The sequence below is a fragment of the Stenotrophomonas sp. EMP41 genome (genome assembly GCF_047495535.1).
Lineage (GTDB): Bacteria > Pseudomonadota > Gammaproteobacteria > Xanthomonadales > Xanthomonadaceae > Stenotrophomonas > Stenotrophomonas sepilia.
In genome coordinates, this window is sequence record NZ_CP179923.1 from 3,767,525 (window position 1) to 3,790,477 (window position 22,953).

Annotated in this window: 18 protein-coding genes and 1 pseudogene; 8 read left to right on the plus strand and 11 right to left on the minus strand. The window is 68.5% G+C overall.

The genetic code is table 11. The features are described 5' to 3' along the window. Window positions 1–125 precede the first annotated feature (125 nt). Window positions 126–1,904, plus strand: a complete 1,779-nt coding sequence (locus ACMGRF_RS17290) for an MFS transporter (protein WP_180879524.1) — start codon at window positions 126–128, stop codon at window positions 1,902–1,904. Window positions 1,905–1,956: 52 nt separating this feature from the next. On the opposite strand, the gene ACMGRF_RS17295 is transcribed toward ACMGRF_RS17290, so the two are convergent. The 6 genes from ACMGRF_RS17295 to ACMGRF_RS17320 form a co-directional block, all read right to left on the minus strand. Beyond that, window positions 1,957–2,427, minus strand: coding sequence for a SecDF P1 head subdomain-containing protein (locus ACMGRF_RS17295; protein ID WP_049417008.1), 471 nt, complete (start codon window positions 2,425–2,427; stop codon window positions 1,957–1,959). Next, the gene (locus tag ACMGRF_RS17300) at window positions 2,424–2,975 is read right to left on the minus strand and encodes an HdeD family acid-resistance protein (RefSeq protein WP_049439442.1); all 552 of its coding nucleotides are present in this window, start codon (window positions 2,973–2,975) and stop codon (window positions 2,424–2,426) included. Before ACMGRF_RS17300 ends, ACMGRF_RS17295 begins: the two co-directional genes overlap by 4 nt. A 58-nt stretch (window positions 2,976–3,033) precedes the next feature. Then, on the minus strand, window positions 3,034–3,723 hold the full coding sequence (locus ACMGRF_RS17305; protein ID WP_180879522.1) for a ComF family protein: 690 nt from the start codon (window positions 3,721–3,723) through the stop codon (window positions 3,034–3,036). 89 nt (window positions 3,724–3,812) lie between these two features. Then, on the minus strand, window positions 3,813–4,982 hold the full coding sequence (locus ACMGRF_RS17310) for an L-dopachrome tautomerase-related protein (RefSeq protein ID WP_180879519.1): 1,170 nt from the start codon (window positions 4,980–4,982) through the stop codon (window positions 3,813–3,815). A gap of 194 nt (window positions 4,983–5,176) precedes the next feature. After that, window positions 5,177–5,632, minus strand: a complete 456-nt coding sequence (locus ACMGRF_RS17315; RefSeq protein WP_157804459.1) for a hypothetical protein — start codon at window positions 5,630–5,632, stop codon at window positions 5,177–5,179. A gap of 68 nt (window positions 5,633–5,700) precedes the next feature. Continuing rightward, window positions 5,701–7,071, minus strand: a complete 1,371-nt coding sequence (locus tag ACMGRF_RS17320; RefSeq protein ID WP_049439446.1) for a chloride channel protein — start codon at window positions 7,069–7,071, stop codon at window positions 5,701–5,703. 204 nt (window positions 7,072–7,275) lie between these two features. Between ACMGRF_RS17320 and bioB the strand changes: the two genes are divergently transcribed. The 5 genes from bioB (at window position 7,276) to bioC (ending at window position 12,114) form a co-directional block, all read left to right on the plus strand. Then, window positions 7,276–8,319 carry a biotin synthase BioB gene (bioB, locus tag ACMGRF_RS17325; protein ID WP_049415711.1) on the plus strand — a complete coding sequence of 348 codons (1,044 nt, stop codon included), beginning with the start codon at window positions 7,276–7,278 and terminating at the stop codon, window positions 8,317–8,319. Between the two features lie 67 nt (window positions 8,320–8,386). After that, window positions 8,387–9,610, plus strand: a complete 1,224-nt coding sequence (bioF, locus tag ACMGRF_RS17330; RefSeq protein ID WP_111096711.1) for an 8-amino-7-oxononanoate synthase — start codon at window positions 8,387–8,389, stop codon at window positions 9,608–9,610. Window positions 9,611–9,628: 18 nt separating this feature from the next. After that, window positions 9,629–10,408 (plus strand): pimeloyl-ACP methyl ester esterase BioH, encoded by a 780-nt coding sequence (bioH, locus tag ACMGRF_RS17335; protein WP_180879518.1) that lies wholly within the window; start codon window positions 9,629–9,631, stop codon window positions 10,406–10,408. A gap of 29 nt (window positions 10,409–10,437) precedes the next feature. Continuing rightward, on the plus strand, window positions 10,438–11,217 hold the full coding sequence (locus ACMGRF_RS17340; RefSeq protein WP_414485424.1) for an SDR family oxidoreductase: 780 nt from the start codon (window positions 10,438–10,440) through the stop codon (window positions 11,215–11,217). 12 nt (window positions 11,218–11,229) lie between these two features. Continuing rightward, on the plus strand, window positions 11,230–12,114 hold the full coding sequence (gene bioC, locus ACMGRF_RS17345; RefSeq protein WP_049415722.1) for a malonyl-ACP O-methyltransferase BioC: 885 nt from the start codon (window positions 11,230–11,232) through the stop codon (window positions 12,112–12,114). Between the two features lie 222 nt (window positions 12,115–12,336). Here the strand turns inward: bioC and ACMGRF_RS17350 are convergent, their stop codons facing one another. Then, window positions 12,337–12,981: a YdcF family protein gene (locus ACMGRF_RS17350; RefSeq protein ID WP_219628503.1), complete on the minus strand. Its 645-nt coding sequence runs from the start codon at window positions 12,979–12,981 to the stop codon at window positions 12,337–12,339. Continuing rightward, window positions 12,966–13,928: a pyridoxal-phosphate dependent enzyme gene (locus tag ACMGRF_RS17355; protein WP_180879516.1), complete on the minus strand. Its 963-nt coding sequence runs from the start codon at window positions 13,926–13,928 to the stop codon at window positions 12,966–12,968. Before ACMGRF_RS17355 ends, ACMGRF_RS17350 begins: the two co-directional genes overlap by 16 nt. 160 nt (window positions 13,929–14,088) lie before the next feature. Here ACMGRF_RS17355 and ACMGRF_RS17360 point away from each other — a divergent pair, with 160 nt between their 5' ends. Together ACMGRF_RS17360 and mnmG are read left to right on the plus strand one after the other, a co-directional pair. Continuing rightward, entirely contained in the window at window positions 14,089–14,580 is a 492-nt protein-coding gene (locus ACMGRF_RS17360) for a hypothetical protein (protein ID WP_049415731.1), read from the plus strand. 545 nt (window positions 14,581–15,125) lie between these two features. Next, a complete protein-coding gene (gene mnmG, locus ACMGRF_RS17365; protein WP_049439460.1) occupies window positions 15,126–17,015 on the plus strand; it encodes a tRNA uridine-5-carboxymethylaminomethyl(34) synthesis enzyme MnmG in 1,890 nt (629 codons plus the stop codon). Between the two features lie 132 nt (window positions 17,016–17,147). Here mnmG and smeC read toward each other — a convergent pair. From smeC to smeA, 3 genes and pseudogenes are all read right to left on the minus strand, one after another. Beyond that, window positions 17,148–18,595 (minus strand): annotated as a pseudogene (gene smeC, locus ACMGRF_RS17370) (multidrug efflux transporter outer membrane subunit SmeC). Next, complete coding sequence (gene smeB / locus ACMGRF_RS17375) at window positions 18,592–21,741, minus strand: multidrug efflux RND transporter permease subunit SmeB (protein ID WP_414485425.1); 3,150 nt, start codon at window positions 21,739–21,741, stop codon at window positions 18,592–18,594. Before smeB ends, smeC begins: the two are co-directional and overlap by 4 nt. A 12-nt stretch (window positions 21,742–21,753) precedes the next feature. Beyond that, on the minus strand, window positions 21,754–22,950 hold the full coding sequence (gene smeA, locus ACMGRF_RS17380; RefSeq protein WP_414485426.1) for a multidrug efflux RND transporter periplasmic adaptor subunit SmeA: 1,197 nt from the start codon (window positions 22,948–22,950) through the stop codon (window positions 21,754–21,756). Window positions 22,951–22,953: the final 3 nt, after the last annotated feature.

Here is a 22,953-nt window from a genome sequence, read left to right on the forward strand (position 1 = left end):
CGACGCGCGGCATGGGGAACCTCGATATCGGAACGGAAAGCAGCCGAGCATGGCTCGGCTCTACAGAATGCACTCTGCGACGAATCGCCGCCGGGCCTGGCCCGGCGCTACCACAGGAACTGCCGATGACTGCAAGCACCGCTCCGCGCTGGCCCGTACGCTACCTGCTCTTCATCGGCGGCCTCGGTGGCCTGCTGTACGGCATCGACATCGGCATCATCGCCGGCGCCCTGCCCTATCTTGAAGCCACCGCCAGCCACGCCTGGCAGCTCAGCAGCCAGCAGCTCGGCTTCGTGGTGGCGGCGGTACTGCTGGGCAGCGTGCTGTCCTCGCTGTTCGCCGGCATGGTCGCCGACCTGATCGGTCGCCGTGGTGCGATGCTGCTGGCCGGCCTGCTGTTCACCGCCTCCATCCCGATCATGGCGCTGGCGTCCGGCTACACGCCGCTGCTGCTGGGCCGCCTGCTGCAGGGCATCAGTGGCGGTTTGATCGGTGTAGTGATTCCGCTGTACCTGGCCGAAGTGCTCAGCCCCGAGCGACGCGGGCGCGGTGCGGCGATGTTCCAGCTGCTGCTGACCATCGGCCTGGTGCTGGCCGCGCTGATCGGGCTGTACCACGCACATGCGGTGGATGCCGCCGCCGAGGCCGTGCGCTCGCTGCCGCTGGCACAGCAGGCGCAGGAGCTGTTCACGGTGAAGGACCACGCCTGGCGCACCATCTTCTGGACCTGCCTGGCGCCGGGCCTGCTGTTCTGCGCGGGCATCTTCTGGCTGTCCGAATCGCCACGCTGGCTGGTACGCCGGGGCCGCATCGATGAAGCCCGCCGCAGCCTGCAGCGCGTACTGCCCGCTGCCGATGTGGAGCCCACCCTTGCGCAGATCCAGGCGCCGGAGTCGAGCAGCAGCGACGGCAGGCGCGACCCGCTGCTCAGCCGCCGCTATGTGGTGCCGTTCCTGCTGGCCTGCGTGGTGCTGGCCTGCACCCAGGCCACCGGCATCAACTCGGTGCTGGCCTACGCGGTGAACATCCTCAACCAGGCTGGCCTGTCCGGCTCGGTCGCCAACAGCGCCGACGTGGCAATCAAGCTGCTGAATGCGGTGATGACCGTGGTCGCGTTGCTGCTGGTCGACCGCAAGGGCCGCAAGTTCCTGCTGATGCTGGGCAGCGGTGGTATCTGCGTGGCCCTGCTGGCAGCGGCCACCTTGTTCTTCCAGGCCGAGCGCGGCCGTGCTGACGTGCAGCCGCAGCTGCAGGCGGCGGTCAGCGGCGATGGCCTGCAGCTGGTGCTGGACGACGCGCAGTGGCAGCGCCTGAGCAATGGCATCGACAGCCAGGGCCGGCCGATGCAGCTGACCGTGTCGTACGCCTATGGTGACTTCACCAATGTGCGCGCCCTGCGCAGCGACAACCTGACTGATCGCGAGCTGCGCATCGAGCGCGCCGGCACCGTGCAGGCCGACAGCGTGATCGGTGCCTTCTTCCGCAAACTGCATCTGAACCCGTTTGCCGACCCGGCCAGTGCCGCGCAGGCGCCGCTGCGCATCGAACAGGCCCGCATCGGCCCGGTGCCGCCGCCTGCACATGGCTGGGCGGTGGCCACCTGCATCCTGGTATTTGTCGCGTTCTTCGCGGTCGGCCCGGGCGTGTGCGTGTGGCTGGCACTGTCGGAGCTGATGCCGAACCGCATCCGCTCCAACGGCATGAGCATCGCGCTGCTGATCAACCAGTTCGTGTCCACGACCATCGCCGCGATCTTCCTGCCCACGGTGGGCCACTACGGCTACGCCAGCATGTTCGTGTTCTGGGCGGCGTGCACCTTCGTGTTCTTCCTGGTGGCCGCGTTCTGGCTGCCGGAGACCAAGGGCAAGTCACTGGAGGAGATCGAGGCACGGTTCGCCCGGTAGCGGTCGACCTTGGTCGGCCTCCGCGCGCAACGCGGTGGCGTTGGCGCGCCCGTCATTGGCCGGTGATGTGCCTGGCCAACGCCTGCGCCTCGGCGATGCTCGGCAACCCGCTCAGCATCATCGATTCACCGAACGGGCCTTTCACCGTCGCCACCATCAACACGCGGCCATCCACGCTGATCGCCGCTCGCTGGCCCACCAGTGCTTCCGTGCCATCGTGGATGCGCTGATGCGCTTCGTGTCGAAAGCGGATCTGCAGGCCCGGCTGCTTGGCCTCGTCCAGCACGTAGCGCACATCGGCGATGTCGGCGCTGCCAGCGATCGGCGGCTCGCGCAGGGCGAGCGTTTCGCCCTGCCACTGCGCCTGCCTGCCCTTGCCGTCCGCATCGACCGCGCTCAGGCGTACATCCACACCCGCGCGCGGCGCATGATCCTTGCCTGCCAGCGCACCGGGCGTGGCACCCGGCATGCATCCGGCCAGCACCAGCGCTGCGCCCAGCAGGAACGGAAACGCGCCCCTCACTTCAGCTTCCGCAGCTTGAACGCCACCAGCACCTGCAGCAGCCCGTACAGCAGGCTGCCAATGCCGATCCACAGCGTCGTCACCGCCACGCCTGCATACGGATTGGCCGCGAACAGCAGCCCCAGCACCACCGCCAGCACGCCACTGAGGATCAGCAGCCACTCGCCCTGGATCTGCTTGCGCACGCGGATCGCGAACACGATGCGGTAGATGCCGGCTACCAGCAGCCACGCCGCCAGGAACAGCACCAGCACGCTGGCGGTGGCCAGCGGATTGATCACCGCCAGGATGCCGAAGCCCAGCGAGGCGATGGCATACAGCGCCAGCCAGCCGCGCGGAGCACCATTGCCGCCGCTGATCAGTGCGAACAGGCTGATGACACCTTCAACGATGGCCATCACGCCCAGTGTCCACGCCAGCGCCATCGCTGCGGACAACGGCCAGCCGATGGCAACGATGCCGAAACCCAGCGCGACCAGGCCATACAGCAGCAGGATCCACCAGCTGCGGCCAACCGCTGACAACAAGGGAGACAGGGGGGAATTCATGGCCACTCCTTCAGTCCAGTACCGGCCACATCCTAGCCCCCGGCGATGAAGACAGCGATCACGGCACGCGCGCGCAGACCCACACGCGTACTTCTTCTGCGCCTGCGCAGCGCAGTGTTTCGGCGATTTCCACCACCGTGCTGCCGGTGGTCATCACGTCGTCGACCACGGTCAGCCGCGTGGGCACCGGCCCATGGATATCGAACGCATCGAACAGGTTGTCCCTGCGCTGTTCGGCCGTGCGTTCGGACTGCGGCGCGGTGTGCCGCCGCCGATACAGCCCATGCCAGACCGGCATCGGCAGCAGCCGGCACAGTTCAGCAGCCTGGTTGTAGCCGCGCTGGCGCAGGCGGCGGCGGTGCAGTGGTACCGGCACCAGTGGTGGGCATGACCAGGCGGGCGGTGCCCGCTGCATCAACTGCGCCAGCAGGCGGCCAGCCGCCAGGTCCTGATGGAACTTGTAGCGCAGCAGCAGCTGGTCCACCGGCGGCAGGTACAGCAGGCTGGCATGCGTGGCTGCCTGCGGCGGTGCCTCCTCGCGGCAGCTGCCGCAGACGATCAGGGCCGCGTCCGGCAACGGCAGCGCACAACGCAGGCACGCACGACCGGCCCAGGGCAGTTCGGCGAGGCAGGCGCGGCACAGGTCAAGGCCATCATGGCCTGGGTCGTCACAGACCAGGCAGCGCAATGGCAGCAGCAGGCGAAGCACGGCCTGCAGGCTGCAGGCCGCGCGGGGGAAGGCAGACATACGTTGCAGCGTGAGCACCTCGATGGCGCGATGCCATCGGCGGTGTTCCCAGTGGGCCGTAGGAACTTTCACCGTTCTACCGGATCACTTCACCTCGTGGGCGCCGGCGCGGCATCCACCCGCGTGCGATACACCATGTACGGCGCCTGCCGCCGATCAACGCCGCCATTGAATCCGGCTTGGCGGTGCAGCTGGTTGGCGGTGAAGTACAGATAGCCATCCGGCCCCATCGACAACGTATCCGGCCACAGGATGCGCGGGTCGTGAACCACGGTCGTCCATCGCCCCTGCGCGTCGCGGGCATGGATGGCGTTGTGCTCGTAGTCGCTGGCATACAACCGCCCGTTGGCGTCCATCTCCATGCCATCGGAGGCGCCCTTGTCGCCGAGGTCGACCACCGCGGCCGCCAGTTCCGCTTCACTCACCTTCGGATCGCGCAGCAGCGCGGTCGGCACGCTGTACAGATGACGGCTGGACAAGGGCGTGTAGAACAGCGTGGCGCCATCGGGCGACAGGGCGATGCCATCGGCGGCCACGGTGAACGGCTGCGTCGAACCATCCGCGTTGCGCAGCCGCATCTGCTGCCCTTCCACGATCGGCACGAAGGCGGCATCGGCCGAGGTGGATACGTGGCCGACCAGTCGCTTGGACGCGGCGCCAGTGGCGAGGTCGATCACGATGATGCCGCCGATACCGCTCAGCGACGAGTCGGTCACGTAGGCCACGCCCTCGCGGCCAACACGGAAATCGAAGCGCACATCGTTGACATAGGTGCGCGCGTCGATGACGTTGGCCGGGAACACCAGCGTCTTGGCCACGGTGCCGGTGGCAAGGTCGATCGCCACCAGTTTGGCACCGCCGGCCTGTGGCGCAGAGAACCCGGGCGCGGCGGTATCCAGCACCCACAACCGGCCCTGGCCATCGGCCACCACGCTCTGCACGCTGATGAAATGGGCCGCCGGATCGGGACCATCCTTGCGGTTGATGCGCGCATCCGGATAGGGCACGACGCGGCCGTCGCACCATTCGGCCACGCTGTAGGCCACCTCATCGCCCCAGCGCGGGAAGTTGACGAAGATCCGCCCGGTCTCGGACACCGCCACGCTGGTGGGCATGGCACCTTCGAAACGCGCCACCGGTTCGAGGGTGCCGATGCTGCGCTCGCTGGGCAGCAGGGGCGCGCCGGACATCGCCAGCGCGGGAGAACTGGCCAGGGCCAGGACGGCAGCCGCCAGGCGGCGGATACGGCAGTTGATCATGATCGCGCTCTCGATGCAGGTCCGGGTGCAGCCCCGGCGTCGACGCATCTTCTGTGCCGCGCGTGGCATCGGGTAGACGGTGCAACGCGGAATCAGCTTCACTGCTGGAGTGAAGATGGAGGGCTGATTGATCGCGTTGATTGAAGCAATGATCGTTGTCTATCCGTTGCGTGCCTGCCTTGCGGCAAACCCGCTCAAGAAATCTCAACGGCTGCCAACGCGGTTTCGAACCTGTGCTGGCCCTCTTCACCCCACCAGGGAACGGTCATCACGCCACCCCGCCGCTGCAACTGGTGCAGAAGGAGCAGGAAGGCCTGGACCTCCCGCTGGCCCCATGACGCTCCCATGCGGTAATCGAGCGTCAACCCATGGCGCATGACGAGCACACCCAGTTCTGGCAGAAGAACGCCGCCGCAGGCAATGTCTGCAAGGCCGACATGGAAGGGTTCCACTTCGTCCTGGAGAACGCGTCGCGCGTCGCCCGGTCCCATGAACGGCTGACCAAGATCTTCCGCACGGTGCCAGAGCTGCACGCTTCGAGAACCCGCGACGCGGGCACCGCAGGCAAACAGATAGGCGAACGCATCGGCCGTTCCGGCGGCCTCACGGTACGCGAGCTCCACTTCCGGAAGCGAGCCATCATCGGTCACGAAGTAGCACCGTAACGTCGCCAACACCTCCTCTGGGAGGAGAATTGCTGCTCCAGGCTGCATTGCTCCTAGTCATCTCCATTTTCGCGGGTGCGGGAGGTTCGCACACCAAGCGCCTCGACAGCCACATCTTCAGCCGTGCTCGGCGCCATCAACAACTCCGCCAACCCGCGGTAGATCGGTACCCTGCACACCAGCCCGGACACACCACGCGCGATCAGCACCGTGGCCAGGATCGGCAGCAGCAGATCACCACTGTCGGTCAGCTCCAGCGAGATCACCGCCGAGGTCAGCGGTGCCTGGGTGACGCCGGTCAGGTAGGCACACATGCCCAGCAGCACGAACGCACGCGGATCCACGCCCGGCATCAGCACCGCCAGGTTGTGGCCAAGGCCGGCACCGACCGCCAGCGCCGGCGAGAACAGGCCGCCGGGAATGCCGGCTACGTACGATGCGAGATTCGCCAGCAGCTTCATCAACCCGAACTCATGGCCCACCATCGCCTGCCCCTGCACGAGGCTGCGCGCCTGTTCGTAGCCGGTGCCGAATGCGCCTTCTCCGAACGCCAGGGCCAGCAGCACCACCACCAGCCCGCAACCTGCGGCCAGCAACACGGGATGCCGCTGCCGCAGTTGCCCGAGCCAACGGGGGCGGCCCGCCGCACTGGCCAGCACCGCGCGCGCGAACAATCCGCCCAGCAATCCGGCCACTACGCCGCACAGCAGGATCGCGAGCCAGCCCTGGCCCAGCGGCAACCGCGCGCTCACATGGCCGAAATAGGTGTAGTTGCCCAACAGACCGAGCGATACCACGCCACCGACGATCACCGCGGTCAGCAGGGTGCCGGAGAAGCGATGCTCGAAACGGCCGCTGAGCTCCTCGATGGCGAAGACGATGCCGGCCAGCGGTGTGTTGAACGCCGCCGCGATGCCCGCTGCACCCCCGGCCAGCAGGAAGTGCGAGAGCTCGCGCGGGTCCTTGAAGCCGAACCAGCGGCCGAACAGGTACATCAGGCTGGCACCCACATGCACGGTCGGGCCCTCGCGGCCAACGGACGCGCCACCGAGCAGGGACAGCGAGGTCAGCAGCAGCTTGCCGGCCGAAACCGCTGGGGAAAGGTTGGTTTTCCGGAACGGCTCATCGGGCTTGTCCAACGCAGCGATGACCTGCGGAATGCCGCTGCCCCGCGTGGGCTTCAGCACGCCACTGGTCAGCCAGGCCAGCAACGCGAAGATGCCGGGCGTGAGCAGCAGGGCCCACCACGGCGAGTGCGCGGTGATGCGCTGGAACAGATGGAAGGCCGCGTCGCTGGCCTTGGCAAACAGGATGGCCACCAGCGCTACGGCCACAGCCCCGCCCCAGAGCGCGGCACGGCGGCGCCAGGCCTCACTGAGAACCAGCGCGGTGATGCGGCCGCGGAGGCGATGAAGATCGGTCATGGGAGAGAGTCTGCGCGCCAGCGCTTGCGTCGGGCAGCGGCCACTGTGGCCGGAGGCCTTGCAGGATGCGGTGAAATGCGGCGCCTTCCTCGCTGCTAGGACACGCCAATGAACTGTAAACCATATAATTCAATAAGTAGTTGACAGCCCTCTCCACCCCACCCACACTGCCGCCCTCGCTCCATTCGTATCCAAGGTCCCGCCATGGCTGCTGCCATCCGCCACGACTGGCAACACGACGAACTGCAGGCCCTGTTCGACCTGCCGTTGCCCGAGCTGCTGTTCCGCGCCGCGGCGGTCCACCGTGAGCACTTCGACCCGGCGCAGGTGCAGGTGTCCACGCTGCTGTCGGTGAAGACCGGAGGCTGCCCGGAAGACTGCGCGTACTGCCCGCAGGCGCAGCGCTACAGCACCGGCGTGAACGCGCAGAAGCTGATGGACACCGATGCGGTGCTGGCCAAGGCCCGCCAGGCCAAGGCCGCCGGTGCGTCGCGTTTCTGCATGGGTGCAGCGTGGCGATCGCCGAAGGACCGCGACATTCCGAAGGTGGCGGCGATGATCGCCGGGGTGAAAGCACTGGGCCTGGAGACCTGCGCCACGCTGGGCATGCTCAGTGGCGAACAGGCGCGCGCGTTGAAGGACGCCGGCCTGGACTACTACAACCACAACCTTGACACCGCGCCGGACTACTACGATTCGATCATCCACACGCGCCAGTACCAGGACCGCCTGGACACGCTGGAGCACGTGCGCGAGGCCGGCCTGAAGACCTGCTGCGGCGGCATCGTCGGCATGGGCGAGACGCGCGCGCAGCGCGTGGGCCTGCTGCTGGCGCTGGCCACGCTGCCGGCACATCCCGATTCGGTGCCGATCAACAGGCTGGTGCAGGTGGCGGGCACGCCGCTGCATGGCAGTGCCGAACTGGACCCGTTCGAGTTCGTGCGCATGATCGCAGTGGCGCGCATCGCCATGCCGCGCTCGATGGTGCGGCTGTCGGCCGGTCGCGAGGCGATGAGCGACGAACTGCAGGCGCTGTGCTTCGTGGCCGGTGCCAACTCGATCTTCTACGGCGACAAGCTGCTGACCACCGGCAACCCGGAGAGCGAGCGCGACCTGGCCCTGTTCGCGCGGTTAGGCCTGCAACCGATGGCGATGCAGGTGGACGCCGAGGGTCACGACCACGGTGGCACCGTGCACGCCGATATCGGCGCCGATGCGCCCGCCTGTGGCTGCGCCCGCGCGGCCTGAGGCGGGCCGCAAGCAGGCGTCGCGGCAACGCGCTACCCTAGCCGCCCCGTCGCTGCATTCAGCCGCCATGGCCCGCCCCGACCTGACCGCCCGCCTCCACGCCCAGCGCGCCCTGCGCGATGCCCAAGGCCGTCGCCGCGCGCGGCGCACGGTCAACCGTCGTGATGGCGTCCGCCTGGAAGTGGACGGCCAGTGGCTGACCGGCTTCTGCAGCAATGATTATCTGGGCCTGGCCCAGCAGTTCAGCGTGGTCAACGCGCTGCAGGATGCCGCCGCACGCGAAGGCACCGGCGCGGGTGCATCGCACCTGGTCTGCGGCCACCACGCCCTGCATGACGCGCTGGAGCGCGAAGTGGCGGAGTGGCTGGGCTACCCGCGCGCGCTGCTGTTCGGTAGTGGCTTCGCCGCCAACCTGGCCGTGCAGCAGGCACTGCTGAGCGAAGAGAACGACGTCTGCGTGCAGGACAAGCTCAACCACGCCAGCCTGCTCGATGCGACGCGGCTGGCCGGTGCGCGCCTGCGCCGTTATCCGCACCTTGATGCCGAAGGCGCGATGCGCCAGCTCAAGCACGCGCCCGACGGCGCGGCGATGCTGGCCACCGATGGTGTCTTCAGCATGGATGGCGACATCGCACCGCTGCGTGCATTGTCACTTGTGGCACGCCTGCAGCAGGCGCTGTTCTATGTGGACGATGCGCACGGCGTGGGCGTGGTCGGTGACGGCCGTGGTGCCGTGGCCGCCGCCGGGCTGGGCGTGGACGATGTGCCGCTGCAGCTGGTCACGCTGGGCAAGGCACTGGGCGGTTCCGGCGCGCTGGTGCTGGGCCGCGACGATCTGGTCGAGCACCTGGCCGAAACCGCGCGCCCCTACATCTACACCACGGCGATGCCGCCACCGCTGGCCGCCGCTGCACTTGAAGCGGTGCGCCTGGCACGCCGTGACAACTGGCGCCGCTCGAAACTGACCGACCTGATCGCGCTGTTCCGCAGCGAGGCACGCCGCCATGGTCTGGACCTGATGGCTTCGGAAACGCCGATCCAGCCGCTGCTGTGTGGTGACGATCACCGCGCCATGGCGATGTCCAGGGCACTGGAACAGGCTGGTTGGCTGGTCGGCGCGATCCGTCCGCCCACGGTGCCCGAAGGCAGGGCGCGCCTGCGTGTCACCCTGACCGCCCTGCACACGCCGGAACAGGTGCGTGGCCTGGTGGACGCGATCGCCAGCGCGCGCGATCGCGTGGATCTGGCGGTGCGTGACGCCGCGCCACCGCCATTGCCTGTCTTTGCCTGAGCCTGCTGTCGTTTTCCCATGCATATCGACGTCACCGGCCAGGGGCCGGACCTGGTACTGATTCATGGCTGGGCCCTGCAGGGCGGTGTGTTCGCACCGTTGGTGCAGCGCCTGGCGGACCGGTTCACCCTGCATCTGGTTGATCTTCCGGGCCATGGCCACAGCCGCGAAGACACCACGCCGTTGCGCCTGCCATTCGTGGTCAACGCCATTGCCGCGGCCACGCCGCCGGCGGTGTGGTGTGGCTGGTCACTGGGCGGCCTGTTCGCACTGCACGCCGCCGCGACCCTTCCGAAGGTGCGCGGGCTGGCGATGATCGCGGCCACGCCGCGCTTCGTGCGGGGCGACGACTGGCCGCATGCGGTGGAGCCGGCGGTGTTCGAGCAGTTCGGGCGCGAGCTGGCGACCGACTTCGGCGGCACCCTGGAACGCTTCCTGGCGCTGGACGTGATGGGCTCTGCGCACGCCCGCGAGGAGCTGCGGACGCTGCGCCAAAGGCTGATCGAGCGCGGCGCGCCCACCGAACGCGCCCTGCTGGAAGGCCTGCGCCTGCTGGAAAGCACCGACCTGCGCGGGGCACTGCCGACGCTGGGCAAACCCAGCCTGTGGATCGCCGGCCAGCGTGACCGGCTGGTGTCTCCGGCGGCGATGCAGGCCGCTGCGGCACTGGCCTCGGGTGCGCAGGCGCTGACCATCGCCCATGGCGGCCACGCGCCCTTCCTCGGCCATGCCGACGAGGCGGCCAGCGCCCTGCAACACTTCGTTGCCGGCCTGTCACCGGCCGATGGCGGACAATGAGCCCCCTCCGAATTCCGCAGGATTGACGCATGGATCTGGGTATCAACGGCCGCTGGGCACTGGTCTGCGGCGCAAGCAAGGGCTTGGGCCTGGGCTGCGCGCGTGCGCTGGTGCGCGAGGGCGTCAACGTAGTGATCGTGGCCCGGGGCGAAGCGGCCCTGCAGGCCGCCGCTGAAGCACTGCGTGCTCTGCCCGGCGCCGCGGACGTCCGCGCGGTCGCCGCCGATGTCACCACCGAGGCCGGCCGTGCCGCGGCGCTGGCCGCATGCCCGCAGGTGGACATCCTGGTCACCAATGCCGGTGGCCCGCCGCCGGGCGACTTCCGCAATTTCGAGCGCGACGACTGGATCGCCGCGCTGGACGCCAACATGCTGGCGCCGATCGCGCTCATCCGCGCCACCGTCGACGCGATGATCGCGCGCGGCTTCGGCCGCATCGTCAACATCACCTCGCCGGCGGTGAAGGCCCCGATCGACATCCTGGCGCTGTCCAACGGCGCGCGCAGTGGCCTGACCGGCTTCGTCGCCGGCCTGTCGCGCCGTACCGTGGCGCACAACGTCACGATCAACAACCTGCTGCCCGGCCAGTTCGACACCGACCGCCTGCGCGCCAACTTCGCCCACAGTGCGGGCAAGCACGGCAATGCTGCGGAAGTGGCCGAACGCCGCCGCCAGCAGATCCCCGCCGGCCGCTTCGGCACGGCGGACGAATTCGGCGCGGCCTGCGCCTTCCTGTGCAGCGCACAGGCCGGTTACCTCACCGGGCAGAACCTGCTGATCGACGGCGGCGCCTACCCCGGTACGTTCTAAGAGACTTTCGCAATGCCGTCCCACTTCGATGCCCGCCATGTCCGCCGCGCGTTCGCCCGCGCCGCCACCAGCTACGACGCCGCCGCCGCCCTGCAGCGCGAGGTGCAGGCGCGGCTGGTGGAATCGCTGGACTACCTGGAAGCACGCAGGCCCGAGGTGGTGCTGGACATTGGCGCCGGTACCGGCCACGCCAGTGCGCTGATGAAGAAGCGCTGGCCGAAGGCGCAGGTGATCGCACTGGACGTGGCCCTGCCGATGCTGGACCAGGCCAAGCGCCAGGCCGGTTGGTGGAAGCCGTTCCAGCGCCTGTGCGGCGACGCCGCCGCGCTGCCGCTGGCCGACAACAGCGTGGACGTGATCTTCAGCAACCTGTGCCTGCAGTGGGTGGACGATCTGCCGGCGGTGTTCGCTGGCTTCCGTCGCGTGCTCAAGCCCGGTGGCCTGCTGCTGTGCTCCACCTTCGGCCCGGACACACTGGTCGAGCTCAACGAAGCGTTCGCGGCCGCCGATGATCGCCCGCACGTGAGCCGCTTCGCGCAGATCGCCCAGTTCGGCGATGCGCTGATGATGGCCGGTTTCCGCGACCCGGTGCTGGATCGCGATCTGTTCACCCTGACCTACGACGACCTGCCGTCGCTGATGCGCGAACTGCGCGCGATGGGCGCGACCAATGCGCGGGTGGATCGCCGCCACACGCTGACCGGGCGTGGCCGTTTCGCTGCGGCGGCAGCGGCGTATGAACCGATGCGGCGCGCCGACGGCAAGCTGCCCAGCAGCTGGGAAGTGATCTATGCCCACGCCTGGGCACCGGACCCGGGCGCACCGATCCGCGAAGGCGGGCATGACGTGGCCTCGGTGCCGGTGTCGGCGATCCCGATCCGGCGCAAGCAGACCTGATCGTCTGGTAGTGCCGGCCGCTGGCCGGCAACCTCACGCTTCCATGGTGGGCATCTGCCGGCCAGCGGCCGGCACTACCAAATACGACGCCATAGGCGAATCGCTCTGGTGGGTGCCGACCTTGGTCGGCACAGTGCCGGCAACCTCACGATTCCATGGTGGGCATCTGCCGGCCAGCGGCCGGCACTACCGCATGGCACCCGCCCAAATCAGGTTTCCGCCTCAGGTGTTGGCCGGCGAACTCAGCGGCGGCCGCACCAGGTCGCGGTGGAAGAAGTAGATTTCCTGCACCAGGAAACGCCAGCTGGTGTGGAAGCTGCGGAAGCGCGTGCTGGGCGTGGACGAGGCCAGTGCATCGATGCCCAGCGCCTTGCTCAGGCGCAGCGCGCGCGCCATGTGCAGCGGGTCGCTGACGATGATCACCCGGTGCAGGTTGCGCTGGTCCATCAGCCGCTTGGCTTCCACCAGGTTCTGCACGGTGTTGCGCGAGGCGGTCTCGATCAGGATCGCATCGTCCGGCACGCCGTGCTTGAGCGCATAGCGCCGCGCCACCTGTGACTCGGAAAAGCGCGCGCCGGTTCCACCATAGCCGCCGGTGAAGATCAGCAGTGGCGCGAACTGGGCCTCATAGAGATCCAGCCCATGACGGATGCGTTCTTCGAATACCGGCGACGGCTTGGCGTCATAGGCCGCCGCACCGAGCACGATGATGGCGTCGGCCTTGGCCGCCTGGTCACGCTCGCCGATCCAGACGATCCAGGCAGTCACGCCCAGCAGCCAGATCACCAGCAGGACGAACAACCGCCACAGCCAGCCCAGCAGGCCAGTGCGATGCCGGTGCCGGTCGCGGCTCACGGCGCCCCCCAGCGCAGTGCGGGCAGGTCGACGTTGCCGCCGGACAGCACCAGGCCCACGCGCAGGCCGGCAAAACGCTGCGGCTGCGCGAGCACCGCGGCGAGCACGGTCGCCGATGACGGCTCGACCACCTGCTTGAGGACCTCCCACAGCAAGCGCATCGCCGCCATCGTCGCCGCGTCATCGACCACGATCACCTCGGCGTTGGCCGCGCGCAGCAGCTCGAAGTTGGGCGCGCCGATCAGGGTGCGCAGGCCATCGCAGATCGTGTCCGGGGTGAACGGCCCCTGGCGCTCGCCAGCGGCCAACGAGCGCGCGGTGTCGTCAGCGCCGGCCGGCTCGGCCAGCACCAGCCGGGTCTGCGGGCTGGCGAGCTGCAGGGCCCGGGCGGTACCGCTGGCCAGGCCACCGCCGCCCACCGGCACCACCAGCACGTCGAACGGGCCGTCGCTGTGCAGCAGCTCCAGTGCCGCGGTGCCCTGCCCAGCCATGACGGCCGGGTCGGCATAGGGATGGACCAGGGTCGCGCCGGTATCAGCCTGTACTTTGGCGCAGGTGGCCTCACGGTCGGCGATGGTCGGCGGGCAGCGCCAGAGCGTGGCTCCATGGCGGGCGATGTTGGCCAGCTTGGCCGCGACCGCGCCTTCGGGCGCCACCACGTGGCACGGAATGCCGCGGGTGCGCGCCGCCAGCGCCAGCGCGGCGCCGTGGTTGCCGGAGGAATGGGTAACCACGCCGGCACTGGCGCGATCGGCATCCAGCGACCACACCGCATTGCAGGCGCCGCGGAACTTGAATGCGCCACCGCGCTGCAGATGCTCGGCCTTGAACGCCAGCTGCGCGCCGGCCAGCGCATCCAGCGTGCGCGAGCGCAGCACCGGGGTCACGCTGGCGTGCGGCGCGATCCGCGCAGCGGCAGCCAGGACATCATCGGCACGGGGCAACAGTGAATCGCTCATGACGCAAGATTAACGTATGGCTCCCTGCTGGCGACCCCGGCACAGGTCATGCCAGCATGGGAGCCTTCACCGCCATTCATCCTGGACAGTGAAGTTAAGGGCCGATTCAACGCCTGCGCACGAAGCTCACTGCACAACCCGTCCTCTGGGGGGACCCACCATGAAAACGCGCCTGATGCTTGCCGGTGGCCTGATGCTGGCCCTGACCGGCTGCACCACCTACGACTATGTCGGCGGTGGCCGCAGCGGCAGCTACTACCACGGTGCGCCGTCGGTGGAGTACCGCTACCCCGCCGGCTATCCCTACAACTACGGCTACCCGTACTACGGCGGCTATGGCGGCTACTACGGCGGCTATGGCAATCCGTACTACTCGCGCCCGATCTACCGCCCGCCGCACAACCACCGCCCGCCACCGCGCCCACCCGGCAACGGCGGCGAGAACCGCCCGCCGCCGCCGTCGCGGCCGTCGTACAACGGCGGTTCGCCGTGGCGGAACATGGACTCGATGCGCCGCCCGCCGCAGTCGAACATCCAGCCATCTGCGCCCCCGCCGCCGGCCCGTCCGGCTCCGGCGCCGAGTGCGCCAAGAATGAACGGTTCCCCCTGGCGCAACATGGATCGTGGGACGCAGCGCACAGTTGAGCGCTGAACCGTATTGCATTTCACACGGTCCAAGCCGCACTCTACGGGACCAGTGACGGCCCGCGTCACAAAGTGACAAAAACGGCATGGGCCGCCGCAAAAAGCTCTACGTCGATATCCGACAGGAACATCTGGATCCCCCCTGTTCCGGCCCTGTCGGATGTCGGCACCTCTGAAGGCAGACGGCCCCGCAGTGCGGGGCCGTTTGTTTTGCCGGATCACCCACCGGCGAGAGCCCCAGCGTCAGTAGATCCACGCCCTGCGTGGATCTCGCCTTCCCGGCAGTCAAAAAAACAGGGCCGGGCAGTCCCCCGACTGCCGGCCCCCTGCTCCCCCACCGTGCGCCTGTACCGGCCCCTGTTCCAATTCCGGTCACGGGCGCCTGCGGCGCCAGCCACGGTGGGTGCTATTGGGTTATCTGCAAAAATCCTGCCAACTTTAGGGCTGATTTCGACGGGAGCCGGCCGGCGCCGACGTCCCGGCCCCGAATGGCGCTAAAATCGCCACCCCGGTGCCGCCCCGGCCGCGCCCGCCCCCAGCTGAACAGCCCCAATGAACCCGTCCTTCCATCGTTACGACGTCATCGTCATCGGCGGTGGTCACGCCGGCACCGAAGCCGCGCTGGCCGCGGCCCGTACCGGCGTGCGCACCCTGCTGCTGACCCACAACATCGAAACGGTGGGCGCGATGAGCTGCAACCCGGCCATCGGCGGCATCGGCAAGGGCCATCTGGTCAAGGAAATCGACGCCCTGGGCGGTGCGATGGCGCATGCCGCCGACCGCGCCGGCATCCAGTGGCGCACGCTCAACGCCTCCAAGGGCCCGGCCGTGCGCGCCACCCGCTGCCAGGCCGACCGCAACCTGTACCGCATGGCGATCCGCGCCATCGTCGAAGGCCAGGCCAACCTGACCGTGTTCCAGGCCGCCGTCGATGATCTGGTCATTGAAGGCGACGCCGTGCGCGGGGTCATTACCCAGACCGGCCTGCGCTTCGACGCCGGGGCCGTGGTGCTGACCGCTGGCACCTTCCTGGCCGGCAAGATCCATGTCGGCCCGACCCAGTACGCCGCCGGCCGCATGGGCGACCCGCCGGCCACTACCCTGGCGGCGCGCCTGCGCGAGCGTCCCTTCCAGGTGGACCGCCTGAAGACCGGCACGCCGCCGCGCATCGATGGCCGCTCGCTGGACTACAGCGTGATGGACGAGCAGCCGGGCGATTCGCCGCGGCCGGTGATGTCCTTCCTCGGCTCGGTGGACGAGCATCCGCAGCAGGTCAGCTGCTGGATCACCCACACCACCGAGCAGACCCACCAGATCATCCGCGACGCGCTGCACCGATCGCCGCTGTACAGCGGCCAGATCGAAGGCATCGGCCCGCGCTACTGCCCGTCCATCGAGGACAAGGTGGTGCGCTTCGCCGAAAAGGCCAGCCACCAGATCTTCGTCGAACCCGAAGGCCTGGGCATCGTCGAGATCTACCCCAACGGCATCTCGACCTCGCTGCCGTTCGACGTGCAGCTGGAGATGGTGCGCAGCATCCGCGGCTTCGAGAACGCGCACATCACCCGCCCCGGCTACGCCATCGAGTACGACTTCTTCGATCCGCGCGGGCTGAAGGCTTCGCTGGAGACCAAGCTGGTGAACGGCCTGTTCTTCGCCGGCCAGATCAACGGCACCACCGGCTATGAAGAAGCCGCCGCGCAGGGCCTGCTGGCCGGCCTCAACGCCGCGCGCCAGGTGCGCGGGCTGGACGGCTGGTGCCCGCGCCGCGACGAGGCCTACCTGGGCGTGCTGGTGGATGACCTGATCACCCACGGCACCAACGAGCCGTACCGCATGTTCACCAGCCGCGCCGAGTACCGCCTGCAGCTGCGCGAGGACAATGCGGACCAGCGCCTGACCCCGACCGGCCGCGAGATGGGCCTGGTGGATGACCGTCGCTGGGGTGCGTTCGAGACCAAGCAGGCCGCTGTTGCTGCCGAGCGCGCACGCCTGGGCGCGCTGTGGGCGACCCCGGCCAATGCGCTGGGCCGCGAAGTGCAGGACACGCTGGGCGTGGCGGTCAGCCGCGAGACCAACGTGCTGGACCTGATCAAGCGCCCCGAGCTGGATTACGCGCAGCTGATGCAGGTGCCATCGCTGGGGCCGGCCGTGGCCGACGCCAAGGTGGCCGAGCAGGTGGAGATCGGCGTGAAGTACGCCGGCTACCTGGACCGCCAGCGCGAGGAGATCGAGCGCCAGCAGCGGCATGAAGCCACGCCGATCGCCGAAGCCTTCGATTACGCGACGGTGCGCGGGCTGTCGGCCGAAGCACTGCAGAAGCTGGAGCGCGTACGCCCGCAGACCATCGGCCAGGCACAGCGGATTCCCGGCATGACGCCGGCGGCGATCTCGCTGCTGCTGGTGCATCTGGAACGCGCACGCCGCGGCCGCGTGGCGTAAGCGGTCGCACCTGCCTCTGGTGGGTGCCGACCTTGGTCGGCACAAATCATCCGATCGCGATGCTCCATGCATGTGTGCCGGCCAAGTTCGGCACCCACCGGAGCGGAACACACACCCACATTGGCGAACGCGTTACTGCGCGTCCGCGCCACCACCCAGCACCTTGAACAAGGTCACCCGGTTGCCCGCCTCCTGCTGCTGCAACGCGATCAGGTCCTGCTGCGCGGCATACAGGTTGCGCTGTGCGTCCAGCGACTGCAGGTAGCCGTCCAGCCCGGTGCGGTAGCGCGCATCGGCCAGCGTGTAGCTGCGCTGGCTGGCAGCGACCAACGCGCGTTGCGCGTCCATCTGCGCGGTCAGGTGATCGCGCGTGGCCAGCGCATCGGCCACTTCACTGAAGGCCTGCTGGATCGCTTTCTCGTACTGCCCGATGCCGATGTCCTTGCCGATCTTCGAGGCATCCAGCGAGGCCTTCAGTGCGCCGGCGTGGAAGATCGGCGCGGTGATGCTGGGCGCGAACGACCAGCCACGGGTGCCGGCCGAGAACAGCGTCGACAACGCGGTGGAGCTGTGGCCGTAGTTGGCGGTCAATGTCAGCGTCGGGAAGAATGCAGCGCGCGCGGCACCGATATCGGCATTGGCCGCCTGTAGTGCGTGTTCGGCGGACAACACGTCCGGGCGCTGCAGCAGCACGCGGACAACACGTCCGGGCGCTGCAGCAGCACGCTGGACGGCAGGTTGGCCGGCAGCGGCGCCAGTGCCACGCTGCCATCCAGCGCCTGCGCGGTTGGCAGCAGGGCCGCATCCAGCGGCGCCCCCACCAGCAACTGCAATGCATCACGATCCTGCGCCTGCTGCGTCTGCAGCTTGGCGAGCGCACCGCGTGCGGCTTCGACGCTGGTCTGTACCTGCGAGATATCCAGCCCCGAGGCCAGCCCCTGCGCATGACGGGCCTCGGTGCGCTGCAGGGTCTGCTGCTGGCTGTCCAGGGTCTGCAGTGTGAACGCCAGTGACTGCTCGTCCGCTGCCAGCGCCAGCCACGCCGTGGCCACTTCGGCCACCAGGCTGGTGCGCGCGGCGCGCTGGGTCTCGGCGCTGGCCAGCCAGTTCTGCAGGGCCTCGTTCTTCAGGCTGCGGATGCGTCCGAACAGATCCAGTTCCCAACTGCTGATACCCACCTGCACGGCATCGGATTCAGTTACCCGGGTGGCACCGGTCTCGCTGTTGGCATCGCTCACGCGCGAGCGGGCGACGCTGCCACTGGCATCCACCGGCGGCAGCAGCGCCGCGCGCTGGATGCGGTACTGCGCCCGCTCCTTCTCCACCTGCAGCATGGCCACGCGCAGGTCGCGGTTGTTCTGCAGCGCCAGCGTGATCACCTGCTGCAGGCGTGGCTCGAGGAAGACGTCGCGCCATGCCGGCATCGCCAATGCCGGCTCGGCTTCGCCCGTGGCGCCATTGCCGAATTGTGCCGGCACCGGCGCCTCGGGCCTCTGGTAATGCGGCGCCATGCTCACGCAGCCGCCCAGCACGGTGGTCATCATTGCGGCCGCAATGGCGCGCAGCAGCATCGGCTTCATGGGCGTACCTCCGGGGCGGTGGCTTCGGCCGGCGCGCGGCCCGGGAACAGGCGGCGCACGAGCAGGTAGAACAACGGCACGAAGAACATGCCCAGCACCATCGAGGCGACCGTGCCGCCGGCCACGCCGGTACCCAGCGAGCGGCGCGCGGCCGAGCCGGCGCCGGTGGCGAACACCAGCGGCAGCACGCCCATCAGGAACGCCAGCGAGGTCATCACGATCGGCCGCAAGCGCAGATAGACGGCCTGCAGGATCGCCTCGCGGGTGTTCCTGCCCTGCTGTTCAAGGATGCGCGCGAACTCGACGATCAGGATGCCGTTCTTGGCCGCCAGGCCAATCGTGGTCAGCAGGCCGACCTGGAAGTACACGTCATTGTTGAGGCCACGCAGGTTCATCAACAGCACGGCGCCGAACACGCCCACCGGCACCGCCAGCATCACCGCGAACGGCACCGCCCAGCTTTCATACAGCGCGGCCAGGCACAGGAACACGAACAGCAGCGAGATGGCGTACAGCATCGGCGCCTGGTTGCCCGACAGCTGTTCCTGGTAGGCCATGTCCGACCAGGCATGGCTGAAGCCTTCCGGCAGTTTGTCGGCCAGGCGCGCGATCTCGGCCATCGCCTCGCCGGAACTGACGCCGGGCGCCGGCTGGCCGGTGATCTCCATTGCCGAGATGCCGTTGTAGCGTTGCAGCGCGGCCGGTGCACTGGACCAGTGCGCGCTGACCAGCGACGACAGCGGCACCATCTGCCCAACCTGGTTGCGCACGCTCCAGCGCTCGATGTCCTGCGGCTGCATGCGCGCTTCGGCGGCGCCCTGGATGAACACCTTCTTGATGCGGCCCTTGTAGATGAAGTTGTTGACGAAGTCGCCACCCAGCGCCGCGTTCAAGGTGTCATTGATGTCCTGCGGATTCACGCCCATGGCCTGCGCCTTGGCGTCGTCCACCTTCACCGCATACACCGGCGCGTCCTCCAGGCTGGCGTAGCGCACGTTGACCAGCTTCGGATCCTTGGCGGCTTCCTTCAACAGCGTGTTGCGCGCGGCCACGGCATCGGCATGGCCGGCGCCGCCTTCGTCCTGCAGTTCCAGGGTGAAACCGCCCGCATCACCCAGGCCAAGGATGGCCGGTGGCGAGGTGATGAACACCTGCGCGTCGGGCACGCTGGCCATGGCCGCGGTCAACCGCGCGGCAATAATATCGGCGTCGTCCTTGCGGTCATCCCAGTCCTTCAGGCGGATGAAGGCCTGGCCGACGTTCTGGCCGCTGCCGGTGACACTGAAACCGGCGGTGGCCTGGATCGACAGCACGCCGTCGTCGTTCACCGCGGCGGCACTCAGGCGATCCATCACCGCGCGGGTCTGCTCCAGGGTGGCACCGGCCGGCAGCTTCACCAGCGCGTTGAGCATGCCCTGGTCCTCGTCGGGCAGGAACGCGCCCGGCAGGTGCCACAGCAGCAGGCCGGTGGCCACGCTCAGCGCAAGGTAGAACACCACGCCCAGCGTGCGCCGGCCAAGGAAGCCATCCACCCGGCTACGGAGGCCGTTGGACGCGCGCTCGAAACGGTGGTTGAACCAGATGAAGCACTTGCCCAGCAGGCTCGGCTCACCGCCGTGGTCGCCATGCGGATGGCCGCCCTTGGGAATCTGGTGCAGGATGCTGCCGCACAGGGCCGGGGTGATGGTCATCGCCACCAGCACCGACAGGATCATCGCGGCAGCGATCGTCACCGAGAACTGGCGATAGATCACGCCGGTGACACCGCTGAAGAACGCCATCGGCAGGAACACCGCGGTCAGCACCAGCACGATGCCGACCAGCGCGCCGGTGATCTGGCCCATCGCCTTCAGCGTGGCCGGCTTCGGCGCCAGCCCTTCGAAGGTCATCACCCGCTCCACGTTCTCCACCACCACGATGGCATCGTCCACCAGCAGGCCGATGGCCAGCACCAGCGCGAACATGGTCAGCGTGTTGATCGAATAGCCAAGTGCCGCCAGCACGCCGAAGGTGCCCAGCAGCACCACCGGCACCGCGATGGTCGGGATCAGCGTGGCCCGCCAGTTCTGCAGGAACAGGTACATCACCAGCACTACCAGGATGACCGCCTCGATCAGGGTGATCACCACTTCCTTCAGCGAGATCGTCACGAACGGCGTGGTGGTGAACGCCACGTGGTAGGTGTAGCCGTGCGGCCAGTGCTTCTGCAGCTGCTGCAGTCGTGCCTCGACGGCCTTGGACACGGCGATGGCATTGGCGCCGGCATTGAGCTCGATGCCCAGCGACGCCGACGGCTTGCCGTTGAAGGTGCTGATGCTGTCGTAGCTTTCCGGCCCCAGGCCGATCGTTGCCACGTCGCCCAGGTGCACCACGCTGCCGTTGGCATCGGCCTTGAGCACCACCCGCGCGAATTGTTCGGGCGTGTGCAGGCGGCTGCGCGCGGTGACCGTGGCGTCCAGCTGCTGGCCCTTCAGCGCCGGCTGGCCCCCCAGCTCACCGGCCGAGACGTCGGTGTTCTGCGCCTGCAGTGCGGTCTCGATGTCCGACGGCATCAGCGCGTACTGGCGCATCTTCTCCGGGTCCAGCCAGATGCGCATGGCGTATTCCTGGCCGATCGGCTGGATGTTGCCGACACCACTGACGCGGCTGATCTGGTCGTCGATGCGCGCTTCCATGAAGTTGGCGACATCGAAGTTGTCCATGCTGCCGTCTTCGCTGGTGAACGACAGCACCTCGAAGATCGAACCACTGGACTTGGTGATGGTCAGGCCGTTCTGTTGCACCGCCTGCGGCAGCGTCGCCATGGCCGCCTGCAACTGGTTCTGCACCTGCACCTGCGCGGTGTCCGGATTGGTGCCGGTGGCAAACACCAGGTTGACCTGCGCCGAGCCATCGGAGGCGCTGGTGGAGGTCATGTACATCAGGTGGTCCAGGCTCTGCTGGGACTGCTCGATGACCTGGGTGACCGCGTTCTCCACGGTCTGCGACGAGGCGCCGGTGTAGGTGGCGCGGATGGTGATGGTGGGTGGGGCGATCTGCGGGTAGCGGTCCACCGGCAGGATCAGGATCGCGAGCAGGCCGAGCAGGCTGACCGCAATGGCGATCACCCAGGCGAAGATCGGCCGGTCGATGAAGAAACGAACCATGCGTGGCAGGCCTCAGTGCGACGTTTCGTCGGTGTTGCCGTCCGGGTCGACCGCCGGCATCGCCGCCAGCTGCGCCGTGGTGGCCGCCACCGCCTTCACCTGCTGGCCGAGCGAAGCCGCGCTGCCATTGCTGACGATCACCCGCTCGCCGGGCTTCAGGCCCTGCGTGATCTGCCACTGGTTGCCCACTACCTGGCCGGTGCTGACCCGGCGCTCGACCACGCGATCCTTTGCGTCGAGCAGGCGCAGCAGCGGCTCGCCACGTTCATTGCGCAGCACCGCCTTCTGCGGCACCAGCAGGGCACGCGCATCGGTGGCCATCGGCAGCACCGCCTTCAGGTACATGCCCGGCAGCAGCAGGCCCTCCGGGTTCGGAATGACCGCGCGCAGCACCACGTTGCCGGTGCCCGGATCGACTGCGCTGCCGACGAACTCCAGGGTGCCTTCATGCGCATAGGTGCTGCCGTCCTCCAGCAGCACCTTCACCTGTGCCTTGCCGTCGATGGCTTTCACCAGGCCGGCGTCGAGCTGCTTGCGCAGCGCCAGCATCTGCGTGCTGGACTGGGTGACATCCAGATAGACCGGGTCCAACCGCTGGATGGTCGCCAGCGCCGCGTCCTGGCCGGCGGCGACCAGCGCGCCAGCGGTCACGCTGGAGGTGCCGATGCGGCCGTCGATGGGGGCGGTCACCCGGGTGTAGTCGAGGTTGATGCGGGCCGCCTGCAGCGCAGCGCGCGCGGCGATCACATTGGCCTGGGCCTGCTTCAGCGCCGAGGTGGCGTCGTCGGCGTCCTGCTTGCTCGCCGCATCCATGCCCAGCAGCGTGCGGGTGCGCTCGGCCTTCGGCTGCGCCGACAACACAGTGGCCTCGGCCTGCGCCAGCTGGCCACGCGCGGTATCGAAGGCGGCCTGGTACGGCGCCGGATCGATCTGGTAAAGCAGCTGGCCGGCCTTGACCTGCTGGCCTTCGGTGAACAACCGCTGGCGGATCAACCCACCGACCTGCGGGCGCACCTCGGACACCTCGAACGGTACGGCGCGACCGGGCAGGGTCTGCTGCAGGGCCAGCGGCTGTGCGCTGGCAGTGATGACGCCCACTTCAGGGGTGGCCGGGGCCTCGGCCCTGCCCGCCGAGCAGGCCGCCAGGGCCAGCAGCAGGGGCAGCAACAGCGGACGGGGAGAACGGGACAGCGGGGGCAGGAGTGACATGAG

What these genes read in the sequence shown, in the direction of transcription:
- mnmG (WP_049439460.1), top strand. Translation starts at nt 15,126, where the DNA reads ATGAACCCGTCCTTCCATCGTTACGACGTCATCGTCATCGGCGGTGGT.
- smeB (WP_414485425.1), bottom strand. Translation starts at nt 21,741, where the DNA reads ATGGTTCGTTTCTTCATCGACCGGCCGATCTTCGCCTGGGTGATCGCC.
- ACMGRF_RS17320 (WP_049439446.1), bottom strand. Translation starts at nt 7,071, where the DNA reads ATGACCGATCTTCATCGCCTCCGCGGCCGCATCACCGCGCTGGTTCTC.
- bioB (WP_049415711.1), top strand. Translation starts at nt 7,276, where the DNA reads ATGGCTGCTGCCATCCGCCACGACTGGCAACACGACGAACTGCAGGCC.
- ACMGRF_RS17305 (WP_180879522.1), bottom strand. Translation starts at nt 3,723, where the DNA reads ATGTCTGCCTTCCCCCGCGCGGCCTGCAGCCTGCAGGCCGTGCTTCGC.
- bioC (WP_049415722.1), top strand. Translation starts at nt 11,230, where the DNA reads ATGCCGTCCCACTTCGATGCCCGCCATGTCCGCCGCGCGTTCGCCCGC.
- ACMGRF_RS17355 (WP_180879516.1), bottom strand. Translation starts at nt 13,928, where the DNA reads ATGAGCGATTCACTGTTGCCCCGTGCCGATGATGTCCTGGCTGCCGCT.
- smeA (WP_414485426.1), bottom strand. Translation starts at nt 22,950, where the DNA reads ATGTCACTCCTGCCCCCGCTGTCCCGTTCTCCCCGTCCGCTGTTGCTG.
- ACMGRF_RS17290 (WP_180879524.1), top strand. Translation starts at nt 126, where the DNA reads ATGACTGCAAGCACCGCTCCGCGCTGGCCCGTACGCTACCTGCTCTTC.
- bioH (WP_180879518.1), top strand. Translation starts at nt 9,629, where the DNA reads ATGCATATCGACGTCACCGGCCAGGGGCCGGACCTGGTACTGATTCAT.
- bioF (WP_111096711.1), top strand. Translation starts at nt 8,387, where the DNA reads ATGGCCCGCCCCGACCTGACCGCCCGCCTCCACGCCCAGCGCGCCCTG.
- ACMGRF_RS17310 (WP_180879519.1), bottom strand. Translation starts at nt 4,982, where the DNA reads ATGATCAACTGCCGTATCCGCCGCCTGGCGGCTGCCGTCCTGGCCCTG.
- ACMGRF_RS17360 (WP_049415731.1), top strand. Translation starts at nt 14,089, where the DNA reads ATGAAAACGCGCCTGATGCTTGCCGGTGGCCTGATGCTGGCCCTGACC.
- ACMGRF_RS17300 (WP_049439442.1), bottom strand. Translation starts at nt 2,975, where the DNA reads ATGAATTCCCCCCTGTCTCCCTTGTTGTCAGCGGTTGGCCGCAGCTGG.
- ACMGRF_RS17340 (WP_414485424.1), top strand. Translation starts at nt 10,438, where the DNA reads ATGGATCTGGGTATCAACGGCCGCTGGGCACTGGTCTGCGGCGCAAGC.